Origin of the sequence: Acinetobacter sp. YH12097 (assembly GCF_013419225.1) — a bacterium.
GTDB lineage: Bacteria > Pseudomonadota > Gammaproteobacteria > Pseudomonadales > Moraxellaceae > Acinetobacter > Acinetobacter amyesii.
Genome location: NZ_VPAN01000022.1, coordinates 35,146 through 50,169 on the forward strand (window position 1 = coordinate 35,146; position 15,024 = coordinate 50,169).

The window sequence follows — 15,024 nt, forward strand, 5'->3', positions numbered from 1 at the left end:
GGTTCAAATTAAAAATAAAAAAATTAAGCTTAATCGTTCGCTTGGGTTAACTCTAAAGCACGTTGATAGGCCACTTTCTTTTTAATCCCAGTTAAATCTGCAGCCAACTGAGAGGCAGCTTTAACGGACAAATCTTGAAGTAAACGTGTCAGCAATTTGTCTAACTTTTCTTGCTCTAGGTCTTTTTCTTCGGTCGCACCACCAATCACCAAAACGATTTCGCCTTTTTGCTGATTATGATCAGATTCGACAAAATGAACCAATTCACCTAAAGACATTTTTTTAATGGTTTCAAATGTTTTAGTAATTTCACGTGCAAAGCCCATAGGACGATCTGCACCAAAGACATTCGACATATCTTTTAGGCAATCCACAATACGGTGCGGCGCTTCATAGATAATCATAGTTTGGGTTTCGTCTTTCAGTTTTTCCAGTGCTAGAAGACGTTGTGACTGTTTAGAAGGTAAAAAGCCTTCGAAACTAAAACGGTCACTGGGTAGGCCGACAGCACTGAGAGCAGCAATGGCAGCACAGGCACCTGGCACAGGAATGACACGAATATTTTTTTCTTGTGCAGCTCGAACCAATTTAAAGCCAGGATCACTGATCAATGGCGTGCCTGCATCACTGATTAGCGCCATATTTTCACCCTTTTCGAGGCGTTCAATCAGCTGGTCTATTTTGTTACTTTCGTTATGGTCGTGGCAGGCGGTTAAAGGTGTATTGATACTAAAATGTTTAAGTAATTGTGCGGAAGTTCGTGTATCCTCGGCGGCAATAATTTTAACCGACTTCAATACCTCAATTGCACGATAACTAATATCATCTAAGTGCCCGATTGGAGTTGCAACAACAAATAACTGAGCACTCATAGGTTTCTCCATGTTGGATAATAAGAACAAAATTTTGGGTCTTTGCCTTTTAAGCAGTCTGTTTACTGCTGCACAGGCAGACGTCTTGGTCATTCTACCTGAATCTGGCCCTATGGCGCGAGCCGCATCCAGTATTAAGCAAGGTTTCAATAGCGCATATCAATCGTCAGACTACAAAGTGCCCATTAAGTTTGTAGATTCAAATCAAAAGCAAATTGCAGCGATATTGAAGCAACAGGTAAATAAAAAAACTCAATTGGTGATTGGCCCTTTAGCACGCCAAGATGTTGAAGCACTTGTAAAAGCAAAGCCTAAAGTCCGCGTGTTGGCTTTAAATGAAACGACAAGCCAAATTCCCAATGTCTGGCAGTACAGTTTATCGAAACGTGATGATGCCTTAGCACTCCAAAAAGTCTTCGAAAAAGACAAATTGGCGCACGTGTTAGTGTTACGTCAGCCTGCAACAGAGGCAGAACATGAATTATTGCTCATGTCCTTAATCAGTCAAAGTTCAGTGCCGATTCAAGTGGTTGAACAGCTCCCAACGAAGCTAGACAAAAATCAAGGGATACTGTTGCTGGGCAATAATGAATGGTTAAACAGTCAAAAAAAACTACCTAAAACAAAACTATATAGCGTCACCAATGCGATTGAAGCCACTAAGCCCATTCCTGTAGGGCTGAAATTTTGTGATGCACCTGCCTTGCATGACGCACGTTGGCCAGACCTGATCCGAGCTTATGAGGAAAATCCAGTAGATATGCCATATCAACGTCTTTTAGCTTTTGGTGGGGACACATGGCATATCGCAAAACAATATTTGCAAGAACCGAAATTAAAAAGCATTGAGTTTCAGGGGCGAACAGGGCTAATCAGAATTAGTCAAAATAATATTCAGCGTGTTCCTCACTGCTATGAGCGAAGTAAAAAAGGCATCGTGGCGATCTCACTTTAGGGATGAAACGATGCAGCTAAACTTAGAGCAGATGAATTTGGGACAGATGAATCTTGGGCAGTGGGCAGAACGGCAAGCGCTTCGTTTGGTTGAGCAGCAAGGCTATGTACAAGTGCAACTGAATTATCATAGTCGTTATGGTGAAATTGATTTGATCGTTGCGCGTGGACAAGAATTGGTGTTTATCGAAGTTAAAGCCCGTTCAAATACCCGCTATGCCCAAGCCATCGAAAGTATCTCTATTCACAAACAACGTAAGATGATGAAGACTGCGTTGCATTTTTTAAATGAACAGTCACATTTTCAAAATTATTATTGTCGCTTTGATGCAATTTGTTTTGATTTTTATCAACACTTTGCAAAAACACTACAGCAAGACTTTTCTAAATACCCGTATCATCAGCAATGGATTGAAAATGCTTTTACTTTTGATCAAGAGTTGATTAATCTTTGATAAAACAAACTGTGTAAACGCATAGAAAAATACGTGTGGAAATTTGAGGAGTCGTGCTGAGTGGTTAAGCGTATTGCAATAACGATGCTTTGTGTCGCAAGTTTATCTGGCTGTGCGAGCTTTATTTCGAATGGAACAGGATCAGCACCTGTAGGAACTGAAAGCGGCGCACGCTCATTGGGACAAGTTTTTATTGACTCTTCCATTGTTCGAACAGCAAAAATTAACTTATATAAATTAGATACTCGTTTTAAACAGTCACGTGTCAATATTGAAAGTTTTCATGGCAATGTCTTATTGACTGGGCAAGTGCCGGATAATCATTTAAAAGAATTGGCAGAAGAAAATGTCCGTTCAATGAGTGATGTCAAAACTGTACATAACTATATTACAGTGGGTAATCAGATCAGCTATAGCACCATCATGCAAGATACTGCGGTCACTGCGAATACCCGTGGTTTGATTATGAAAGCGCCTGTGGTATCTGACAGCAAAGTACACATTCATACTGAAGATGCTGTTCTTTATGTGATGGGCCGTTTAAACAGTGCGGAAATCACAGACTTAAATCAAATCTTGCAACAAGTGGGTAATGTAACGCGAATTGTCACTTTAATCGATAATATTGATCAGAACCCAAATCCACAGGCACGTTCAATTAACTCAAGTTACACCACACCTGCTGTAGGTAATGTGCAACCTGAAGTACAAACGCCTGTAGCGATAGATCCGGATGCTGTCGATCCAAATGCTCAATAAAATGTCGGAAATGATGCTGTAAAATATGAATCAATGGTCTCTGCGGCTTCAGCAAAAAATGGATTTGGCTAAATCTTTATACCGAAATTTTCGGTTATATGATTTTGGCAGTTATGCATTAAATCGACTGACACCCAAACAAGGATATCATGTTCAAAACAATATCCCTTATGGTCTAAAAGCGCGCCATCGCCTAGATTTGTATCGCACGTCAGCACCTCGTCAGCAACGTCCACTCATCGTGTTTGTACATGGTGGAGCGTGGATGCATGGTGACAAAAAGGACTATGGATTCATTGGTGAAGCTTTTGCCAAAGAAGGCTTCGATGTTGCTGTCATTAATTACCATCTCGCACCTGAATATATTTTTCCGGCTTCAATTGATGATCTTAGCCTTGCATTAAACTATTTGACGCAGTCTCAGCATAAGTTGCAGATTGAAGTGGAAAATGTGGTGTTAATGGGACATTCGGCAGGGGCATTTAATGTCATGTCTGCACTGTATCATCCGACGCCTTATCAGCTACAAGTGAAAGAGAATATTCGTGCAATTGTGGGATTGGCAGGGCCATATCATTTTGATTATAAAGGTGATCCGATTTGTGCAGATGCCTTTGATCAAAATGTACCGTATCAACAAGTGATGCCGTATTATTTTGTTGAGCACAATCAAGTGAAGCATTATCTATTTACTGCGGATAAAGACAATATCGTTGGCTATAGCAATAGTGAAGATTTAGATCGTCGATTAAAAGCCTCAGGCAACCACAGTCAGTTGATTCAAATCCCACGTGTTGGGCACATCACGATGATTGGTTCAGTTTCGAGTTTATTTAGTCGCTTCTTTAAAACCAAAGCTGAAATCATGCGTGTACTCGATGAAATTAGTCCACGCTAGTAGATAGCTTTCATAAGTCAAAAAAATGATCATTAATTCGTAGCAAGATTAATACTGAAAGCCCTTCTTCCTCTAAGATGAGGGAAATTTTTCATATAAATCCTCTCCTTCTTGCGCGTAATTATGCTCATCCTTGAAAAGGAGAGGGAATATTTTTTGTGAATTAAGTATTGATTTAAAATTGATTTATGAAAGAAGTTTAGTGTTTGACGTTAAATACTAATTTAAGTAATAAAAAAACCACCATATTTTGGTGGTTTTTTTCTTCTTAGATTTGAATTCCAATTAGGCAGATTTCGCGTAAATATTGGCTTGTATCCACAGATTGCCACGAATATATTGCCCAACATTGAAATCTTTATGCGCCGGATTTCGTGTTGCAACACGAACAATCACCGCTTCTTGGTTTTCTTCGTGGATTAAGGTCACATCATACAGCGTATAGTCTTGCTCTTTAAATTGCATGGCGGTTTTGCCAACTATATGCCCTTGGAACCATGCTTCGTCTTCTTGGCCAAGATTTTCACCATATAGGTATGCAACCATTTTAGAAAAATCGACTGTGACTGGCGCTTTGTCATCTTCAGACTTTGGTTGCCACGCTTTAATTTGTTCGTGTAAATCTGCAGGGGCAACACCATTATTTGCTGCCAAGATATCGTTTAAAGCACGATGATGTTTAATCGATGCAGGATCATCAACGACAAGCTGTTCATGTTCTGCGACAGCTTCGAGTTCATAGGCCCAAGCATTGAGTTGCACACTGTAGCTTGCATCTTTTTCATATTGGTCGTGATTGACGCTATATAAACTATCAAAAGCATACACACTGGTATTTGCGCCTAAGTCGAGGCAAAGCACAGCTTGCGTATTGGATTTACAGGTAATAATACGTTCAATGGTGGCTTTGGTTTTATATGGGCTATCAAAACTTGGAAATGCAGTTTTAACGGCTTTAGGTTTATTATTTTCTACCGCAATCACTTGGCACAGTTGAATCGACGCTTGTGATGGACCTTGAATCAGCCAGGTACTTTGATCCATATCAGATTCTTGTGCGCATAAGCCCATCGGCATAATGGGTGCATCTAATGCCTGACCCAGCCAAACTGGTACATCCGTTGTCGGGTTGCCTGTAAGCAAATTCCAATGTTCAACATGACTACCAAAAGTTTGATCTTCAATAGTGATAATTTCAGGGCTATTTTGTTTTTTCATATGCACAATTGATATTGGGTTGGTTTCATAATTAATAAATCGAGGGTTATTTGAAATTTTCAAGTCACCGACGTCATATTTATCATGAAATCATGCATAAAAAATGTTTTCAGTAGGATTTAAATGTAAAAGCATTGGAAAATAAGCCCAAGTTGGAGTCAATTTGCAGCTTTTCGATTCTCATGATTAGAGAAATGTAGATCCATTCAGCGGATGCAGATCCCCAAATTGTCATGTAGATTTGTTACTATGAGTCATGTTTAAAAGTGAATGGAAAATCAGTGCTGCCATTTAAATTATGGGTGGATGCAGATGCGTTACCACGCATTTTACGTGATGTAATTATTCGGGCTTCTGATCGTTACCAGTTAGAAGTCACTTTTGTCGCCAATCAAAATGTTGGGATAACACCTTCGGTGCGGATTAACTCGATTCAAGTCATGAGCGGGGCGGATGCCGCGGATAAAGAAATTATTCAGCGCATGAAAGAGCACGACATCGTGATGACACAGGATATTCCACTTGCTGCTGAAGTGATTGAACGGGGCGGTATAGCGATACATCCACGCGGTGAGATTTATACCACAGCAAATGTCAAGGCTCGTCTACATTTACGCGACTTTATGGATACTTTACGGGGCGCAGGTGTACAAACTGGTGGTCCAACCCCGATTTCTGAACGTGATAAGCGCGAATTTTCCAGTAGCTTAGATCAAACCATTCAAAAGCAAAAACGTAAAACGGCGCAGAAGTAAAAACCATGCCATCTAAAACAAATCTAGCGACGACCTATGCGTTGTTGGTGTTCATTTGGTCGACCACGCCACTTGCCATCGTTTGGAGTGTCAGTGATATCAATGCGTTTTGGGCACTGATATTACGCTTTTTTATCGCATTACCTTTGGCTGTCGCATTATTGTTTATTTTTAAACATAAACTGCCGATGGATAAAACCTCGCTGCACAGTTATTTGGCCGGGGCGTTTAGTTTTATTGGTTCTCAGATTTTTACCTATATGGCAACAGCCTATCTCAGCTCAGGCATTATTGCCTTGATGTTTGGTTTAGCGCCAATTATGACGGGTCTGATCGGTCGTTTCTTCTTTCATACCTATCTACATCGCTTGCAATGGATGGGGATGTTGATTGCCGTTTGTGGTCTAGCCATTATTTGCTTAGGGGGCAGTGATCAGCACGTACAACCTGTTGGCATTGTTTTGATGTTAATGAGTGTATTCGTCTACTGTATGTCGATTTTTTGGGTGAAAAAAGTCAATGCGCCTTTGCAGCCCATGTCTCAAGCCACAGGTTCGATTCTCATCTCAACATTATTTTCTGCTGCAATGCTACCGTTTATTTGGCAGTATGCACCGACACAGATGCCTTCAACTAAAGCGCTCATCGGCTTATTTTATGCGGTGATTATGGCTTCATTGATTGCAATGTTTTGTTATTTCAAACTGGTACAAAACATTAAGGCGACAACCTTATCATTAACAACGGTACTTACACCGATGCTCGCGATGTTGTTCGGGGCACTGTTAAATGATGAAAAATTGACCTTGATGGTGTTCTTGGGGGCGATTGTATTGTTGACCGGTTTATTTGTGTATTTCTACAAAGATTTACAGGCAAGTCGTGAGCTTGCCCGAAAAACACAAGCTCCGAATTAAAGCTTCTGCTGAGTCAGGGCGATGCATTCAGCCAATTTAACCCGGTCTTGAGGGAGCAGCGTGATAAAATAGGCACCCGTACGATATAAGTTGCTTTCTTCTTCACGGCTATAAACCACTTGTGCTGTTGCCGCAATATGGAAGAAATTTTCAGGGTGGCTTAAGGTCACATGGATATAAGTACCTTCTTTAATCGCGCGTTCGCTAAAAAAGCTCAAACCAGTCTCTGAGAAATTCACATGCTCAGGCACTGGTAACATGCTTTGTACAATTGCGTCGTATAAAGAACCCGTAATAAGGTTTAACTTTTGGTTAAATAAGGATAAGATTCGAGCAATTTGTTGATCTTTCTCAGCTAATTGTTCTAATTCGTAGTTGAGTGCATGATCAAATTGATCTAATTCAGCAAGTAGTAGAAAATAGCGCGGCAATACAAAATTAGGATCGTAAGGATCATTCAGTGCAACATCATCAGAGATAATCTGATAGTTGATGCGCAAAGCAGCATCGATACGCGACATTACACGGCGTTCAGTTTGAACGCTTTGATGCTGTAAATTTTCCATAATATATTACCTCGGACTAGATGGTTATGTTTAAACCAATCTCGCTGTATATAGGGTTGAGATACACTCGCGCTCGGCGCAGTAACCACTTTATTTCTTTTATTGCTCTGGTATCCATGATCGGCCTCACGCTTGGTGTGGCAGTCCTTATTACAGTTTTATCTGTGATGAATGGTTTCGATCGTGAGCTGAAAACTCGTGTCTTAGGAATGATACCTCAAGCCACTGTTTCTTCAACACAAATTTTAACAAATTGGCCTGAACTTGCAAAAAAAATTGAGCAGCATGAGCATGTTCAAGGGGTCGCACCATTCACCCAATTACAGGGAATGTTGACGGCACAAGGTCAAGTGTCTGGCATTATGGTCAGTGGGATTGAACCGCAGTATGAAAAAAAGGTATCAATTATCCAAGACCATATGGTGGAAGGCAGTATCGATAACCTGAAAAAAGGTGAGTTTGGTATTGTCCTTGGCAAGCAAATGACAGATGCCTTAGGTTTAGGCTTGAATGACAGTGTGACCTTAGTGCTTCCTGAAGCAACTCCTTCGCCGGCTGGGGTCGTTCCGCGTTTTAAACGATTTAAAATTGTGGGTATTTTCAGTATTGGTGCAGAGGTTGATTCGATGATGGGCTACGTGGCCCTGAACGATGCGTCGACTTTATTAAGACTGCCAGATGGTGCGCAAGGCATCCGTATGAAGTTGGATGATATTTTTGCAGCGCCACAAGTGTCTCAAGAAATTGTGCGTGATCTACCTGCAAACTTCTATGCTTCTGACTGGACTTATACACACGGCAACCTATTCAGCGCGATTCAAATGGAAAAGGCAATGGTGAGTTTATTGCTGTTCCTGATTGTATTGGTTGCAGCATTTAATATCGTGTCTTCATTGGTGATGGTGGTTACTGATAAAAAATCCGATATTGCCATTTTGCGTACTCTAGGCGCTTCACCGGCTACAATCACGCGGATCTTCATGGTGCAAGGTACAGTGATTGGGGTGATTGGTACGGTGTCTGGGGCAATTTTAGGGATTATCGCTGCATCTAGTATTAGTAATTTAGTTGGTTGGTTGAATACAACACTGGGCTTAAATATGTTTGATGCTTACTTCATTAACTATTTACCGTCTTATTTAAGATGGCAAGATGTTGTGGTGATTGTGTCCTTATCATTGGGTCTTAGCTTTATCGCGACTATTTATCCGGCTTTACGTGCAGCTAAAGTTCAACCTGCAGAGGCTCTACGCTATGAGTAATTTAGTTTTAGATGCCCAAAACATTACCAAATCTTTTACCGATGGGAAGTCTACAGTCGATGTGATTCGTGGACTTTCATTACAAGTCAAAGCGGGTGAGTTTGTTTCGATTGTGGGGTCAAGTGGTTCTGGTAAAAGTACGTTGTTGCATGTATTGGGTGGCTTAGATCGTCCAACATCGGGTCAAGTGTTGATTAATGGTCAACGCTTTGACACTTTAGGTGAAGCAGAGCGTGGATATATTCGTAATGAGCATTTAGGTTTTGTATATCAATTCCATCACTTACTACCTGAATTTACCGCCTTTGAAAATGTGGCGATGCCATTAATGTTACGGAAGTCGAGTAACTTCAAAGAAGTCAAGCAGCAAGCTGAATACCTGTTGGAACGTGTTGGACTTTCCCACCGCATGACGCACAAACCCGGCGAACTTTCAGGCGGTGAACGTCAACGTGTGGCTTTGGCCCGTGCATTGGTAGCAAGACCTAAGTTGATGATGGCTGATGAGCCAACAGGGAACTTAGACCGAAAAACCGCAGTGAAGATTTTTGAGTTGCTATCTGAGTTGCGTAAAGAATTTAACATGGCCATGTTAATCGTGACCCATGATGAATATTTAGCTCAATCTGCTGATGCGATTTTGCATATGCAAGATGGTTTATGGGTTGATGACTAAGCGCTAAATTGATTTCGCAAAAATTAGTGGATTAAGATTGTTTGATTGAAGCTCACCTCGGTGGGCTTTATTATTGCCAGCACATAATAAAAATAATGATGACTCATGTTGCAAAGCTTTTGTATTGGCTGGATTTTAGGCATTTCTTTTATGGGTTTCAGGTTTTGGAATCCACAACTCTCGACAGCTCAGTTGCTTTTTATTGTCCTGATTTGGCTAGGTTTACAGCTTGGTATTTCACCAAAACTAAAAAGTATTTTTTCGAAAATCTTACAGCTCAGTACAAATTTATGCATGGGTGCAATTCTCGGCTTTAGTTTCGCCAATACTCAACTCGATCAGCGTTTGGCATTGGTTGAGCATCAGAGCAGACAAGGCGAGTTTATTGTGTATATCCCACAAATCAGCCAACTCAAAGACCAAGCAATTCAGCAAAAAATCGAAGTGCTCAATGTGAATCAGCAGATTCAATATTTTATGGCGTATTTACCCAATTCAATTTTGCAAAGTCATGAGCAGACGATCCAGTTGGTCCCTGGACAGTACTATCGTATGTATGGTGAGTTAAGGCCTACGCAGAGTTATGTGACCGAAGGTGCATTTGATCAAGAGCGGTGGAGCGTACAGCAAAATATACATGCCAGTTTAAAGGTAAAGTCGGTCGAATTGATACCACCTCAACATATGACTGCGATGGGTTATGGCCAGCAATATCAACGACATCAAGGTGTGTTACATCAGTTCAAAATAAAAGTCGAAAAGCAGCGTTTATATTTAAGAGCGTTTATATACCAACAACCGCTGCAGAATCATGGCTTGCTGTTAGCGCTGCTTACAGGTGATAAAAGTTTACTCACTGAAGGCACCAGTGAATTATTTCAACGCTTTGGGATGAGTCATTTATTGGCGATATCTGGTCCACATGTACTTGTTTTTGCCAGCATGCTCTGTTGGGCGTTGCAGTTAGGTATCCGTAAATATTGTCCCAAAATTTATCTCAAGTGGCCCAAACAGTATGTATTGGTCGTGCCTTTTATCTTCTGTGTCCTTCTATATTGTTCATTTACCGGTTTTGAAATACCGGCGCTGAGAACGCTGACGATCTGCCTTGTCGCCAGTAGCATGCTGTTATTAGGTCAAGCTATTAAGCCTTTTCAACTGCTGATTTTTAGTGCCGCTATTTTATTGCTAGTGGACCCCTTTAGTATTTTATCCGCAGCATTCTGGTTATCTTATGGCGCATGCTTTATTTTACTGCGGATTTATCAAACCTTAAGGAAGCATTTACTGGCTCAAACGGACGCCAGTTTTTGGCAAAAGTTAAAGCATTCAATGTGGTTGATGGTGGAATCACAATGGAAAATCTTTGTCGCTTTATTTCCATTGATGGTGATTTTTTTCAAGCAAGTGACTTGGATTAGCCCACTAAGTAATTTATTTGCCATCCCGTGGTTAGGGGCTGTGGTGGTTCCTTTAGATATCATTGGAGGGGCACTTTCTTATATTTCTACACCTTTGGCGCATTTGGTTTTTTTATTCAATGATCTGTGTTTGGAAATATTGCATGTGTTTCTCTATGGCTTAGATCGACTCTTTGCACCAAAAATGCACGATGTCGCATTGACGTCAACTCAAATCATACTGTTGATACTCGCCATAGTAATCTTATTTTTACCTGAAGGAATCTTGCCAAAATATTGGGCGGTCATTGCCTTTTTTGCTCTGTTTATTCCATGGAAAAATTCAGCAAATTTTCAGCTTTCAATTTTAGATGTGGGACAAGGGCAGGCGATCTATATCCGTTCTGTAGATCATCATATGATGGTGGACTTCGGTGGAAACTATGATGAAAGTCAATTTAGTGTCGGGCAGAATATCATCCGGCCATTTTTGAGTGTGAATGGTGTCCATCGACTAGATCGGGTGTTATTGACTCATTTAGATCAAGACCATAGCGGTGGTTTTTTCTCATTGGAGCAACAGCTTGATATCGGGCAGCTTTCAAGTAATGAGCGAGTACAAACCACGAACCAAGTTCCACAGCGTTTATGTCAGCGTGGTCAGCAGTGGAATTGGGATCAGCAAGTCTATTTTGAAATACTCTCGCCAAAGCCTGAAGATCTGACAAATGCCCAATGGAATGCCAATGAACGCTCTTGTGTAGTGTATGTGACGGTCAAAGGCGTCAATGGACCAAGACATTTTCTATTGATGGGGGATGCGGGTTGGGAGACTGAATATCAAATATTACGTGATTATCCAGACCTAAAAGTCGATATTTTGGTACTTGGACATCATGGTAGTCAGCATAGTTCATCCTATGCGTTTTTAAACCATTTTAAGCCCAAGTTGGCGATTGCTTCTGCGGGGCGATTTAATCGTTATGGACATCCTGCAAAGATGACCCAAACACGACTCAAACAATTAGATATTCCACTCTTACAGACCGCACAAAGTGGAAGTATTCATTTCAAGCAAAATAAACAGCAAATTGAACTAATTGAAGAGCGGACAAAGTATAAATGGCTCGATCTATATCGCAGGCTATCTAAAGAATCTGAATAGAAAACTGCTTCAAGTATATTGCTTGAAAATGTCATTCTGTCACATTTTTCATTTTTTGCTGTCTTTGATATTCCTCACGAATATCACGAATGCGTTGAGCAGCCTCTTCATCACTAATATTGTATAGATTTCTCAATTTTGGATTGGCTTTAAAGCGTTTATAGCTCCAGTGATAATGCTCTGGGTAACGATGGATTAAATCTTCCACTGCTTTAAAGATAACCATCGAGCCATCATCTGCATTACCTTGATAAATATTGTCATCGATAGGTTCGATATGCATATCAAAACCATGATTATCATTACGAATGGCGTACAGTAAGAGCGCACGTGCTTTGGTTTTTTGAATTAGTTTTGCACTTAAGTTGCTGGTTTTTAGTGGAATACCAAAGTATGGAATCATTTCACCGCCGGCATTGGGGGTATGGTCTGGCAAAATCACCGTCGTCCCACCTTGTTTTAAGGCTTTGAAAATTTGACGTACACCTGATTCATCCGTAGGAACCAATATTGCTTGCTCACGGCTTCGAGCAGCACGGACAAAATTGTTGGCAGATTCACTTTTTACCGGCTTGTACATGATGGTCATTTGAGTGTACTGCGCAACCCATGCATTCATGATTTCCCAAGTACCAAAATGTGGTACCACGAGTACAACGCCTTTTTGTAGGGCGAGCGCTTCATGTAAATATTCAGCGCCATGTACGTGATGAATTCGTTGAATATTTTTTTCTGTACTTGCACCCCAAATGTTAAAAAATTCAAAATAAGAACAAAGTTCGTTTCGAATCGCTTGTTTAGTGAGTTGAATGCGAGCTGACTCTGATAATTCAGGCAATGCAATTTTAAGATTGCGTTGAATCGTAGAGTAGGTTTTAGAGATTTTTAAAACATTGACTAACCCAGCCAAACCTTTTGCAATTAATCTAGAAATTTGAATAGGTTGACGGCTGATAAATTTTAACAGGTGATATGTGGTGTCCTGTGAATTTTGGTCGGTCATCTTATTTAAGTCTGAAAGAAATGAAAGAAAATTTAAAATAATTATAGGGGAAAATGAATTGATTAGACAGTTATAGCGATTAGCGTGTATATAATGACTACAAATTAACGATCAAATGGGTTTTTTTATGTCCGAATGGCCACCAAAACCTGAAGAAAAACAGCAAAGTTCTTCAAACAATATCCAGCAGCCAACTGGAAATGAATGGAAAATATTAGAAAAAGCCGTGCTTTCTTCCGTTGAGGAACAACGTAGAGCACGTAGATGGGGTATATTTTTTAAATTTTTAACCTTTGCTTATTTGCTATTTATTATCATTGCGATGGCGAAAAGTTGCAGCATGTCATCATCAGATCCTGCAGCAACAGCGGGTTCACATATTGCCGTGGTTGATATCATTGGGACCATTGCAGCGGACAAGCAAAGTGTAAACAGCGCAAATACCATCAAAGCTTTGAAAAAAGCTTATGAAAATAAACAAAGCAAAGCGGTTGTTTTAAATATTAATTCACCGGGTGGTTCACCTGTTCAGTCTGATGAAATCTGGCAAGAAATTCAGTACTTGAAAAAAGCCCATACCGATAAAAAACTGTATGCCATTATTGGTGATACAGGCGCTTCAGGTGCGTACTATATTGCTTCTGCCGCAGATGAAATTATTGTCAATCCTTCAAGTTTAGTGGGTTCAATTGGCGTGATCATGCCGAACTATGGCGTTAGTGGTTTGATGCAAAAGTTTGGTGTAGAAGATCGCACCATGACTTCGGGTGAGAACAAAGCGATTTTATCCATGACTCAACCTGTCGATGCTGCACAAAAAGCACATGTTCAAGGTGTACTCGATAACGTTCATGCGCATTTTATTAATGCCGTGAAAGAAGGTCGCGGTAAGAAATTAAAATCGAATGATCCGGCTATTTTCTCAGGTTTATTTTGGACAGGTGATCAGGCTGTGAAGCTGGGTATTGCTGACCGTACAGGTAGTTTAAATAGCCTGAAACGTGAGTTGAAAACTGAAAAAGCTGTGAACTACACCATTGAAAATAGTCCATTTGATTCTGTACTTGGTCGTATGGGAAGTTCATTTGGTCAAGGTTTGGCAAGCGCATTGTCACAACAGGTTCAATCTGAAAACAGCACGAAGTTACAATGAAACCGTTAATTCATTTTGCGCACGCCAATGGCGTGCCATCACTGGTTTATCAAAAATTGTTTGATTTATTGAGTGATGAATATGATGTGATCTATGTGCCGCTACTTGGGCCAGATAAGCGTTACCCAATCGATAACCATTGGAAGAGCTTAACACAGCAAGTCATTGATAGTATTGTACGTCAGGCCAATGGTCGTAAGGTGATTGGATTAGGTCACTCATTAGGTTCGGTTTTAACATTTCAGGCTGCGTTACAACGCCCAGAATTGTTTGAACAAGTGTTAATGATTGATCCGCCTATGATCATGGGTAAAGAGTCTTTTGCTTTGCACATTGCAAAACTCCTCAAACTCAAAGTTGTCGATAAAATGTCGCCCGCAGGCTTGTCGAAACGTCGTCGTGATCATTGGGACAGTCGTGAACAAGCAGCGGAGCTTTTAAGGCCGAAAGGTTTTTATAAAGATTTCGATCCAGACTGTTATCAAGCTTATATTGATTATGCCTTGATGGACGATAAACTGCGTGGTGGGGTGGAGTTGACGATTTCACGTGATGATGAGGTTCATATTTTTCGAACCAATCCTTCACTGTGGTGGTTACCTCAGACTCAACCACAAGTGCCTGTGCAGCAGTTAATTGCAGAGCAGGGGCCATTTTTAGCTCGGCACTTTCCACAAAAGGTTGAGAAAAAATTTGGGATTCCATTTAAAGTTGTTGCGGGGAGTCATATGTTCCCATTGGAACATCCTGTGGAAACTGTTGAATTGATCAAAGATTTACTTAAATTGCCTAAGCGTCATCATTAAAGCTTAAAAACGACAACACAAAAAAAAGCACTCTATAGAGTAATGCCAGTCAGTTAAGAGATTGACTGGCTTTTTCTTGGGTATTTTTGAGGTTTTCCTTTTACAACCCTTGGATAACTCCTCACTCTTCTCTCAGGTATAACATACCGATTAGATTTCTCCATT

The 15,024-nt window shown here is 40.5% G+C and carries 15 protein-coding genes; 11 read left to right on the plus strand and 4 right to left on the minus strand.

The genetic code is table 11. The features are described 5' to 3' along the window. Positions 1-29: 29 nt before the first annotated feature. A complete protein-coding gene (gene rsmI / locus FTU37_RS10695; protein ID WP_180124318.1) occupies positions 30-872 on the minus strand; it encodes a 16S rRNA (cytidine(1402)-2'-O)-methyltransferase in 843 nt (280 codons plus the stop codon). 10 nt (positions 873-882) lie between these two features. On the opposite strand from rsmI, the gene FTU37_RS10700 reads away from it, so the two are divergent. Genes FTU37_RS10700 through FTU37_RS10715 form a run of 4 tightly spaced genes read left to right on the plus strand, consistent with a single transcriptional unit; the run spans position 883 to position 3,938 of the window. Next, positions 883-1,827 carry a penicillin-binding protein activator gene (locus tag FTU37_RS10700; protein WP_180124320.1) on the plus strand — a complete coding sequence of 315 codons (945 nt, stop codon included), beginning with the start codon at positions 883-885 and terminating at the stop codon, positions 1,825-1,827. Positions 1,828-1,873: 46 nt separating this feature from the next. Continuing rightward, on the plus strand, positions 1,874-2,281 hold the full coding sequence (locus tag FTU37_RS10705; protein WP_180124325.1) for a YraN family protein: 408 nt from the start codon (positions 1,874-1,876) through the stop codon (positions 2,279-2,281). Between the two features lie 60 nt (positions 2,282-2,341). Next, complete coding sequence (locus FTU37_RS10710; RefSeq protein WP_078192932.1) at positions 2,342-3,040, plus strand: BON domain-containing protein; 699 nt, start codon at positions 2,342-2,344, stop codon at positions 3,038-3,040. 25 nt (positions 3,041-3,065) lie between these two features. Then, the gene (locus FTU37_RS10715) at positions 3,066-3,938 is read left to right on the plus strand and encodes an alpha/beta hydrolase (RefSeq protein WP_180008944.1); all 873 of its coding nucleotides are present in this window, start codon (positions 3,066-3,068) and stop codon (positions 3,936-3,938) included. Between the two features lie 285 nt (positions 3,939-4,223). Here the strand turns inward: FTU37_RS10715 and FTU37_RS10720 are convergent, their stop codons facing one another. Then, a complete protein-coding gene (locus FTU37_RS10720; RefSeq protein ID WP_180009976.1) occupies positions 4,224-5,156 on the minus strand; it encodes a hypothetical protein in 933 nt (310 codons plus the stop codon). A gap of 266 nt (positions 5,157-5,422) precedes the next feature. Here FTU37_RS10720 and FTU37_RS10725 point away from each other — a divergent pair, with 266 nt between their 5' ends. Together FTU37_RS10725 and FTU37_RS10730 are read left to right on the plus strand one after the other, a co-directional pair. Continuing rightward, a complete protein-coding gene (locus FTU37_RS10725) occupies positions 5,423-5,911 on the plus strand; it encodes a YaiI/YqxD family protein (protein ID WP_373686312.1) in 489 nt (162 codons plus the stop codon). A gap of 5 nt (positions 5,912-5,916) precedes the next feature. Further along, the gene (locus FTU37_RS10730; RefSeq protein ID WP_180124321.1) at positions 5,917-6,828 is read left to right on the plus strand and encodes a DMT family transporter; all 912 of its coding nucleotides are present in this window, start codon (positions 5,917-5,919) and stop codon (positions 6,826-6,828) included. Here the strand turns inward: FTU37_RS10730 and FTU37_RS10735 are convergent. After that, positions 6,825-7,394 carry a PilZ domain-containing protein gene (locus tag FTU37_RS10735; protein ID WP_078190390.1) on the minus strand — a complete coding sequence of 190 codons (570 nt, stop codon included), beginning with the start codon at positions 7,392-7,394 and terminating at the stop codon, positions 6,825-6,827. The genes FTU37_RS10730 and FTU37_RS10735 overlap by 4 nt on opposite strands. Before the next feature lie 26 nt (positions 7,395-7,420). Here FTU37_RS10735 and FTU37_RS10740 point away from each other — a divergent pair, with 26 nt between their 5' ends. From FTU37_RS10740 to FTU37_RS10750, 3 genes are all read left to right on the plus strand, one after another. Then, entirely contained in the window at positions 7,421-8,656 is a 1,236-nt protein-coding gene (locus tag FTU37_RS10740; protein WP_078190389.1) for a lipoprotein-releasing ABC transporter permease subunit, read from the plus strand. Beyond that, the gene (gene lolD / locus FTU37_RS10745; protein WP_078192053.1) at positions 8,649-9,332 is read left to right on the plus strand and encodes a lipoprotein-releasing ABC transporter ATP-binding protein LolD; all 684 of its coding nucleotides are present in this window, start codon (positions 8,649-8,651) and stop codon (positions 9,330-9,332) included. The genes FTU37_RS10740 and lolD overlap by 8 nt, the downstream gene beginning before the upstream one ends. A 105-nt stretch (positions 9,333-9,437) precedes the next feature. Further along, positions 9,438-11,897 carry a DNA internalization-related competence protein ComEC/Rec2 gene (locus FTU37_RS10750; protein WP_180124322.1) on the plus strand — a complete coding sequence of 820 codons (2,460 nt, stop codon included), beginning with the start codon at positions 9,438-9,440 and terminating at the stop codon, positions 11,895-11,897. Positions 11,898-11,928: 31 nt separating this feature from the next. Here the strand turns inward: FTU37_RS10750 and FTU37_RS10755 are convergent, their stop codons facing one another. Continuing rightward, positions 11,929-12,900 (minus strand): lysophospholipid acyltransferase family protein, encoded by a 972-nt coding sequence (locus FTU37_RS10755; protein WP_180124323.1) that lies wholly within the window; start codon positions 12,898-12,900, stop codon positions 11,929-11,931. A gap of 127 nt (positions 12,901-13,027) precedes the next feature. Here FTU37_RS10755 and sppA point away from each other — a divergent pair, with 127 nt between their 5' ends. Together sppA and FTU37_RS10765 are read left to right on the plus strand one after the other, a co-directional pair. Next, complete coding sequence (gene sppA, locus FTU37_RS10760) at positions 13,028-14,053, plus strand: signal peptide peptidase SppA (RefSeq protein ID WP_078190385.1); 1,026 nt, start codon at positions 13,028-13,030, stop codon at positions 14,051-14,053. Next, positions 14,050-14,859 (plus strand): alpha/beta fold hydrolase, encoded by an 810-nt coding sequence (locus FTU37_RS10765; protein WP_180008952.1) that lies wholly within the window; start codon positions 14,050-14,052, stop codon positions 14,857-14,859. The genes sppA and FTU37_RS10765 overlap by 4 nt, the downstream gene beginning before the upstream one ends. The last annotated feature ends 165 nt before the right edge of the window (positions 14,860-15,024 follow it).

Bases quoted from the DNA above. Each gene is read 5' to 3' on its own strand.
- FTU37_RS10730 (WP_180124321.1), top strand. From the start codon at position 5,917: ATGCCATCTAAAACAAATCTAGCGACGACCTATGCGTTGTTGGTGTTC.
- FTU37_RS10755 (WP_180124323.1), bottom strand. From the start codon at position 12,900: ATGACCGACCAAAATTCACAGGACACCACATATCACCTGTTAAAATTT.
- FTU37_RS10750 (WP_180124322.1), top strand. From the start codon at position 9,438: ATGTTGCAAAGCTTTTGTATTGGCTGGATTTTAGGCATTTCTTTTATG.
- sppA (WP_078190385.1), top strand. From the start codon at position 13,028: ATGTCCGAATGGCCACCAAAACCTGAAGAAAAACAGCAAAGTTCTTCA.
- FTU37_RS10740 (WP_078190389.1), top strand. From the start codon at position 7,421: ATGTTTAAACCAATCTCGCTGTATATAGGGTTGAGATACACTCGCGCT.
- lolD (WP_078192053.1), top strand. From the start codon at position 8,649: ATGAGTAATTTAGTTTTAGATGCCCAAAACATTACCAAATCTTTTACC.
- FTU37_RS10765 (WP_180008952.1), top strand. From the start codon at position 14,050: ATGAAACCGTTAATTCATTTTGCGCACGCCAATGGCGTGCCATCACTG.
- FTU37_RS10715 (WP_180008944.1), top strand. From the start codon at position 3,066: ATGAATCAATGGTCTCTGCGGCTTCAGCAAAAAATGGATTTGGCTAAA.
- FTU37_RS10720 (WP_180009976.1), bottom strand. From the start codon at position 5,156: ATGAAAAAACAAAATAGCCCTGAAATTATCACTATTGAAGATCAAACT.
- FTU37_RS10700 (WP_180124320.1), top strand. From the start codon at position 883: ATGTTGGATAATAAGAACAAAATTTTGGGTCTTTGCCTTTTAAGCAGT.
- FTU37_RS10705 (WP_180124325.1), top strand. From the start codon at position 1,874: ATGAATCTTGGGCAGTGGGCAGAACGGCAAGCGCTTCGTTTGGTTGAG.
- FTU37_RS10735 (WP_078190390.1), bottom strand. From the start codon at position 7,394: ATGGAAAATTTACAGCATCAAAGCGTTCAAACTGAACGCCGTGTAATG.
- rsmI (WP_180124318.1), bottom strand. From the start codon at position 872: ATGAGTGCTCAGTTATTTGTTGTTGCAACTCCAATCGGGCACTTAGAT.